Annotated in this window: 4 protein-coding genes; 3 read left to right on the top strand and 1 reads right to left on the bottom strand. The window is 63.8% G+C overall.

What is annotated here, in order from left to right; all coding sequences use genetic code 11:
- Positions 1 to 570 (bottom strand): aminotransferase class I/II-fold pyridoxal phosphate-dependent enzyme (locus tag WM40_RS13360; RefSeq protein ID WP_046153088.1); only part of this gene is annotated, 570 nt, incomplete at its 3' end.
- 285 nt (positions 571 to 855) lie between these two features.
- Between WM40_RS13360 and smc the strand changes: the two genes are divergently transcribed.
- The 3 genes from smc to ligA all read left to right on the top strand — a co-directional run bounded on the left by smc (position 856) and on the right by ligA (position 8158).
- Positions 856 to 4371 (top strand): chromosome segregation protein SMC, encoded by a 3516-nt coding sequence (gene smc, locus WM40_RS13355; protein ID WP_046153087.1) that lies wholly within the window; start codon positions 856 to 858, stop codon positions 4369 to 4371.
- Positions 4372 to 4434: 63 nt separating this feature from the next.
- Positions 4435 to 5907 (top strand): cell division protein ZipA C-terminal FtsZ-binding domain-containing protein, encoded by a 1473-nt coding sequence (locus WM40_RS13350; RefSeq protein WP_024903101.1) that lies wholly within the window; start codon positions 4435 to 4437, stop codon positions 5905 to 5907.
- Positions 5908 to 5989: 82 nt separating this feature from the next.
- The gene (ligA, locus tag WM40_RS13345) at positions 5990 to 8158 is read left to right on the top strand and encodes an NAD-dependent DNA ligase LigA (protein ID WP_024903100.1); all 2169 of its coding nucleotides are present in this window, start codon (positions 5990 to 5992) and stop codon (positions 8156 to 8158) included.
- The last annotated feature ends 22 nt before the right edge of the window (positions 8159 to 8180 follow it).

Genomic DNA, 8180 nt, shown 5'->3' with positions numbered 1-8180 from the left:
GACATAGACAAGCTGCGTCTTGGCCCAGACGGTGTCTGGAATGCTGTCGTAATCCGGCGCGAAATTGCGTGCCGGCACCGCGTTCACGTAGTACGGTGTCGCGCCGGCGAGGAGGGCCGCGCCTTCGTAGATCTGGTAGAAGGGGTTCGGGCAGACCACGATGGCGTCGCCGGCGGACGGATCGATCACCGTCTGCGCGATCGAGAAAAGCGCTTCGCGCGTACCCGCGACTGGCAGGATCTGCGTTGCCGCGTCCACCGGCTTGGCCGCGATCGCCGGATAGCGCTTCTTCAGCCAATCGGCCGCGGCCTGCCGCAACGCGTCGCTGCCGGCGGTGGCCGGATAGACTGCCAGGCCGCCCAGGGCGTTCTGGTAACCCTCCAGGATGAAAGGGGGCGTCGGATGTTTCGGCTCGCCGATGCCGAAGCTGATCGGTTTCAGCGTCGCGGGTGGCACAACGTCGCGAAACAGCAGGCGCAACTTTTCAAAAGGATAGGGCTGAAGCTTCTGGAGGAGCGGATTCACGGCAATCGGGTCGGATAGCGGACAGGCGAGGGAGATAGATGCCATTGTCAGGCAGAGGGCATCGATTATACCTCGCGCGGTCCGGCGCGCCGCGCCATGTGTGGCAATGTTCCGCCTGCTTGTCCACGCCGTACACGCGTGAGCGACATGCCGCCGGCTCCATTTTCGTCGAATGTCATGAAATCGTCGCGTTGTTCTGCGCCGTATGCCCGTTCGGGGTGTGTCGGGTGCGGAACGGGGCCGGTCGCGATGGTATCATCCGTTGCATTCTTGTCGGCCTTGGCGCCGGCGATCCGTTTACGACTTTTTTGGCAAACCCGTTACGATCCCGTGCGTCTTACCTCGATCAAACTAGCCGGCTTCAAATCCTTCGTCGATCCGACGCACTTTCAGGTGCCCGGGCAACTCGTGGGTGTCGTGGGGCCGAACGGCTGCGGCAAATCGAACATCATCGACGCCGTCCGGTGGGTGCTGGGCGAATCGCGCGCTTCCGAATTGCGTGGCGAGTCGATGCAGGACGTCATCTTCAACGGTTCGACCAACCGCAAACCCGGGAGTCGGGCCAGCGTCGAACTGGTCTTCGACAACAGTGGTCACCGTGCCGGCGGGCAGTGGGGACAGTATGCCGAGATCTCCGTCAAGCGTGTACTGACGCGCGACGGCACATCGAGCTACTACATCAACAACCTGCCGGCGCGCCGGCGCGATATCCAGGACATTTTTCTCGGTACCGGCCTTGGACCGCGTGCGTACGCGATCATCGGCCAGGGCATGATCGCGCGCCTCATCGAGGCCAAGCCCGAGGAGCTGCGCGTGTTCCTGGAAGAAGCAGCCGGTGTATCGAAATACAAGGAACGCCGTCGCGAGACCGAAAACCGCCTGCAGGACACCAGAGAGAACCTGACGCGGGTCGAGGACATCGTCCGCGAACTGGATGCGAACCTGGAAAAGCTGGAGGCCCAGGCGGCTGTTGCCGCGAATTTCCGCGACTTACAGCAGGAAGGCGAAGAAAAGCAACAATTGCTGTGGTTGCTGCGGCAGACCGAGGCCGAGGCCGAGCGTCTGCGGCATCAACGGCAAATGGAAGCGGCGCAGAACGAAGTGGAAGCGCAGACGGCGAAGCTGCGCGAAGTCGAGCGCGATCTGGAAACGCTGCGGGTGGCGCACTATTCGGCCAGTGACGCCGTGCAAGCCGCGCAGGGGCGGTTGTATGAGGCGAATGCCGACGTCTCGAAGATCGAGGCCGAGATCCGCTTCATCATCGACGCCCGGAATCGGGTCAGTGCGCAAGTCAATACGCTCGAGTCACAACGCCAGCAGTGGCAGACGCAGGCACAGAACGCCCGTGCCGATGCCGATGCGGCGGATGCCGCGCTGGCGGACGCGGGCGCGCGCAACGAGGAAGCAGCGGCCGCTGCGGTTACCGCGGCCGATGCCTTGCCGGACCTCGAGCAGCGCTGGCGCGACGCACAGACCCATTTGACCCAGGCGCGTGCAACGATCGCCGCATCCGAACAAGCGCTGAAGCTGGAAGCAGCGCAGCGGCGCAATGCCGAACAGCAATTGCAACAGCTCGACATGCGCCGGGAACGGTTGCGTAACGAGGCGAATGGTCTCGATGTCCCGGATGACGCGGCCCTGGAGGCGGCGCGGGTAGCGCTTGCCGAGCAGGAAGCCATCCGCGACGACGCATTGGCGGCGCTGGCGGAGGCGCGTCAGACGGTGCCGGCGCTCGATGCGGCCCGGCGCGAGGCCGACCAACGCTTGCGCGACGAGACAACGAAGATCGGGCAACTTGATGCGCGTCTGGGTGCGTTGAAGGCATTGCAGCAAAGCGTGCAGACCGAGGGGCAGGTACAACCCTGGCTGCAAAAGCACGAGTTGCAGGACCTGCCGCGTCTATGGAAGCGGCTGAACGTCGAGCGTGGCTGGGAAACGGCCGTCGAGTCGGTGCTTCGGGAACGATTGGCGGCGCTCGAGATCTCGAATCTCGACTGGGTCAAGGCGTTTGCCTCGGATGCGCCACCCGCCAAGCTGGCGTTCTACTCGCCACCGACGGCAGGGCGCGCCGCCCCCGTCGCCGAAGGGTTGCGACCCTTGGCGTCGCTCATTCGCATCGACGAGCCGGGCCTGCGCGCGGTACTGACGGACTGGCTGGCGCATGCTTATGCGGCCGATGACCTCGCGGCCGCGCTTGCCAGTCGCGATACGCTGCCGGACGGCGCCTGTCTGGTGGTGCCCGCCGGCCATCAAGTCAGCCGCGTGGGTATCGCACTGTATGCCGCCGATTCGGAAAATGCCGGCATGTTGGCGCGGGCGCAGGAAATCGAAAACCTGACACGCGAGGTTCGCGCGCAGGCGTTGCTGGCCGATGATGCGAAATTGCACGCGGGTCGCGCCGAGGCGGCGCACACCGAGGCAGTGACGCGCGAGGCTGCGCTGCGCCAGCAAGCCGATGCTGCGACGCGCGACGCGCATGCGCTGCAACTGACGGCATTGAAGTTGAACCAGGCGCACGAGCGTTTCACGTCGCGGCATACGCAGATCAGCGAGGAGCTGGACGAGATTGCCGCCCAGGTAGACGAGCAACGCGCGATTTGCGAGACGGCCGAGGCCGCGTTCGAGCAGCACGACCAGGCGTTGGCCGAGAGCCAGGCGGCGTTCGAGGACCAGCAGGTCGCCTTCGAGCGACTGCAACGCGAACTCGACGATGCGCGGCGCGCGTTACGCGAGTTGGAGCGTGCTGCACAGGACGCCGGTTTCGAGGAGCGCAATCTGCGCGCGCGTATCGAGGAATTGCGCCGCTCCATCGATGTCTGCGGCGAGCAATTGGAACGTATCGATGCCGAACTGGAAGAGGCCCGCATCGAGCTGGCCGGGATAGAGGACAAGACGCAGGATACGGGCTTGCAGGAAGCGCTGGAAGTGCGTACGGCGCGGGAGCAGGCACTGGCCTCGGCACGTACCGAGCTGGATGACCTGACTGGACGTCTGCGAGGCGCCGACGAACAACGCCTGACCACCGAGCGCTCGCTGCAACCGCTACGTGAACGCATCACGGAATGCCAGTTGAAGGAACAGGCGGCGCGGTTGAGCGCCGAGCAGTTCGGCGAGCAATTGCAGGCTGTGCAAATCGATCTCGATGCGTTGCGGGCGCGGTTGACGCCTGATCTGAAAGCCTCTTGGCTACAGGGCGAGGTCACACGGATCAACAATGCGATTCAGGCGTTGGGGGCCGTGAACATGGCGGCGTTGGAGGAGCTGCGTGCCGCCCGCGAACGCAAGACCTTCCTTGACTCCCAGTCTGCCGACCTGACCTCGGCGATCGAGACATTGGAGGATGCGATCCGCAAGATCGATCAGGAAACGCGTCAGTTGCTGCAATCCACGTTCGACGAGGTCAATCGGCATTTCAGCGAGATGTTCCCACGCCTGTTCGGCGGAGGCCAGGCGAAGCTGCAGATGACAGGCGACGAGATCCTCGACTCCGGCGTTCAGGTCATGGCGCAGCCGCCGGGCAAGAAGAATTCGACGATTCACCTGTTGTCCGGGGGGGAAAAAGCGCTGACGGCCACTGCGTTGGTGTTCGCCATGTTCCAACTGAATCCGGCACCGTTCTGCCTGTTGGACGAAGTGGATGCGCCGCTCGACGATGCGAACACCGAGCGCTATGCAAACCTGGTGCGTGCCATGTCGGACAAGACGCAGTTCCTCTTTATCTCCCACAATAAGATTGCGATGGAGATGGCGCAGCAACTGATCGGCGTGACAATGCAGGAACAGGGCGTATCGCGGATCGTGGCCGTCGATATGGAATCGGCGGCAGGTTTCGTCGAGAATAGATAGTAAGACCAGAACACCAGAAACGTGGCCGGCGCGGCCGGCCATTGGGCATGGGATGGAGCATGCATGAACGAGTTGCAACTCGGATTGATTGTCGCGGGCGTCATCATCGTCGTCGCGGTTGTCGTTTATAACGGCGTACAAGGAAAACGGGTCCGCCGGCGTCTCCCGCGTACCATGGACGACGCGCCCGGCGAGGGCGTCGCCGCGGGCATGCCGGAGAACGAGGAGGCGCCATTCATCGCGCCGGACCGGGTGAGTCGTCGCGAGCCGCGGCCGGGTGCACCGGGCACGTCGGATGCCGCCGGTGGCGCGCCTGTGTGGTCGGACGCACGCGGCACAAAACCCGCCGCCGCGCCTGGCGCCGTTACCACGGTTACCAGGTCCGCGGTTGATGGCGATGCAGCCAGGCAGGAAGCCCGCGAGGTTGCGGCGCGCGAACGTCGCGAGCCAACCTTCGGCACATTGACGCAAACGCAATCCGAGGCGTCAAAAGCCGACGACTTCATACCGGTGGTCGAAGGGGTTTCCGCGGCGGCGATGGGTGACGGTGCGAGCGTGGAAAGCGATGCCGTGCTGGCCAGTGTCGATGGCGCAGAGGGTGCGTCTGCAGGGGCGGTGCACGGTGGTGACTCCGCCGCGCATGCCGATGATGCGCAGTCGGGCCAGCCGCTCGTCCAGGGCCGTGACCTCGGGGCGAGAGCGACCATATCGAACCTTCCGCCCGTCGTGGTCGATTCACGACTGGACTGCATCGTGCCGTTGACACTCGGCGAAGCGGTGACCGGCGACCGGGTGATTCCGTTCGCGGTTCGATTGCGACGCGCCGGCAGCAAGCCGGTGTTCGTCGAGGGATGTGACACCCAGGGCCAGTGGGGAGCGCTGCGTCCGGGTGCCCGCTACGAGAGTCTGCGGGTCGCCGTGCAGCTTGCAAACCGTTCGGGTGCGTTGAATGAACTGGAGTTCAGCGAGTTTGTCGGTAGCGTCCACCAGCTGGCGGATGCGCTCGACGCGTCGGCGGATTTCCCGGACATGGGCGCCGTTGTGCAGATGGCGCGTGAACTGGACGGTTTTGCCGCGCAATGCGATGCACAGTTGTCGGTGAACGTCCTGACCGATGGCGCCCCCTGGTCGGGCAGCTATGTGCAGGCGGTGGCGTCGCAGGATGGCATGCTGCTTTCTCGCGATGGCACGCGTTTCGTCAAGCTCGATGCGCAGCAGAACCCGGTGTTCACGATGACGTTCGAGAACATGAATTTCCTGCGCGACGACTTGACTTACAAGGGTGGCCAGATGATCACGCTGCTGCTTGATGTGCCGGTGGCGGACGAAGACATCCTGCCATGGCGCCTGATGTGCGATTACGCCCGTTCACTGGCGCAACGCATCGGCGCCCGGGTGGTCGATGATCAGCGCCGCGTGTTGCCGGATGCCTCGATGCAGGCGATCGACGACCGCCTGATGACGTTGTACGCGCGGCTCGAACAGGCGGGGCTGCCCGCCGGGTCGACCGCGGCCCGGCGTTTATTTTCTTCCTGACCGCGTAATCCGCACGATGGCATGCCGGGTGCGCGGACGCGTTCAGCCGCTTGCCATGCGTCATGGTGTATCTTGAAATCCGATGAGCCATCCTGCCTCCAAGGCGGCGCCCCGTGCCGCCCATCCCACGCCCGCTGAACGCGAAAATGCTGATCCGGTAGTCCGCGCGGCCGCATTACGGACCGAACTGGCGCGGCTGAATCATGCCTATTATGTCGAGGATGACCCCGAGGTCCCGGATACCGAATACGACCGGTTGTTTGCGGAATTGCAGGCGGTGGAACACGCGAATCCGGATCTGATCACGCCGGATTCTCCCACGCAGCGGGTAGGCGGCGAGGCATTGACGGCTTTTGCCAGTGTCACGCACGCGGTACCGATGTTGTCGCTGAATAACGCGTTCGACGATGAGGAAGTGGAAGCGTTCGACCGACGTTGCGCGGAAGGTCTGGCCAAGCTGGCCGCCGGTGCCACGGTCGATGCAGCGGTTACCCCGAAGGATCTGGAGGCGATCGCACCGGCCCAGGGGCGTGATGCTCTCGCTTACGCGTGTGAGTTGAAATTCGATGGCCTCGCCATATCTTTGCGCTATGAGCACGGCCGCTTTGTGCGCGGCGCGACGCGCGGCGATGGCGCCACCGGGGAGGACGTCACTGACAACATCCGCACCGTGCGAACCATTCCGTTGCAATTGAAGGCCGTCAAGGGCGTGCCGATGCCGGATGTGCTCGAAGTGCGTGGCGAGGTGCTGATGTACAAGCGCGATTTCGAGCGCTTGAACGAACGTCAGCGTGCGGCAGGTGAAAAGACCTTTGCCAATCCGCGCAATGCCGCCGCCGGCAGCCTGCGACAGCTCGATTCAAAGATCACCGCCAAGCGCCCGTTGTCGTTCTTCGCTTATGGCATCGGCGCGCTCGAAGGGGTGCCGATGCCTGCGACACATGATGCGTTGATGAACTGGTATGACGCGCTCGGACTGCCGGTCTGCAAGGAGCGTGCGGTGGTGCACGGTGCAGCCGGCATGCTCGCCTTTTTCCGCGGGATCGGTGCGCGCCGCGAGGCGTTGCCGTATGACATCGATGGTGTCGTCTATAAGGTGAACGAGACTGAGCAACGCGCGGCGCTGGGTTTTGTCTCTCGCGCGCCGCGATTCGCGCTGGCGCACAAGTTCCCTGCATTGGAGGCCATGACCCGGTTGCTGGATATCGATGTGCAGGTGGGGCGTACCGGCGCCATCACGCCCGTGGCGCGATTGGAGCCGGTGTCGGTCAGCGGTGTGACGGTAACGAACGCCACGTTACATAACGAGGACGAAATCACTCGTAAGGACATTCTGATCGGCGATACGGTAATCGTTCGGCGGGCGGGTGATGTGATTCCCGAGGTGGTCGGCGCGGTGCAGGCGCGGCGTCCCGCCGATGCTCGTGCGTTTGTCATGCCTACGGCGTGTCCGGTTTGCGGCTCGGCCATCGAACGGCTAGCGGACGAGGCCGTGGCGCGGTGTACCGGCGGTCTGTTCTGCCCGGCGCAGCGCAAGCAGGCGCTCTGGCATTTCGCGCAGCGTCGCGCGCTTGACATTGATGGACTAGGTGACAAGATCGTCGATCAATTGGTCGAGCAGAATCTGGTGCGTACGCCGGCAGACTTGTTCCGGCTTGGTTTCGCCACGCTTGCCGCGCTCGACCGATTTGGCGACAAGTCGGCCCAGAACTTGCTGGATTCGCTTGAGAAGGCGCGGCATACGACGTTGCCACGTTTCATCTTTGCGTTGGGCATTCGGCAGGTGGGGGAAAGCACGGCGAAAGCGTTGGCGCAGCATTTTGGCACGATGGACGCATTGATCGAAGCCGATCGGGAAGCGTTGCTTGCGGTTCGTGATATCGGCCCCGTCGTGGCAGAGGCGATTCTTACGTTTTTTGCGCAACCACACAATGTCGAGGTGATTGAGCAATTGCGTGCGTCCGGTGTAGAGTGGGCGGAAGGCGAAGGCTTGGCCCGGTCGCAGGCCGCAGTGCCGTTGTCCGGCAAGACCGTGGTGTTGACGGGTACGCTGCCAACGTTGAGCCGCGATGATGCAAAAGCGATGCTTGAGGCGGCTGGTGCGAAGGTGGCGGGCTCGGTGTCCTCGAAGACGTCGTTCGTCGTGGCGGGCGCCGATGCGGGCAGCAAGCTCGTGAAGGCGGAAGCATTGGGGGTCGAGGTGATCGATGAAGCAACGATGTTGACGCGGCTTGCGCAAGACGGTGTGTAGCGCCGGTTCGATCGATGGGAAG

It is taken from the genome of Robbsia andropogonis, from assembly GCF_000970345.1.
In the GTDB taxonomy this organism is placed as follows: domain Bacteria; phylum Pseudomonadota; class Gammaproteobacteria; order Burkholderiales; family Burkholderiaceae; genus Robbsia; species Robbsia andropogonis.
The sequence above is the reverse complement of the archived record's forward strand: the minus strand, read 5'-3'. Positions and strand labels throughout refer to the sequence as shown.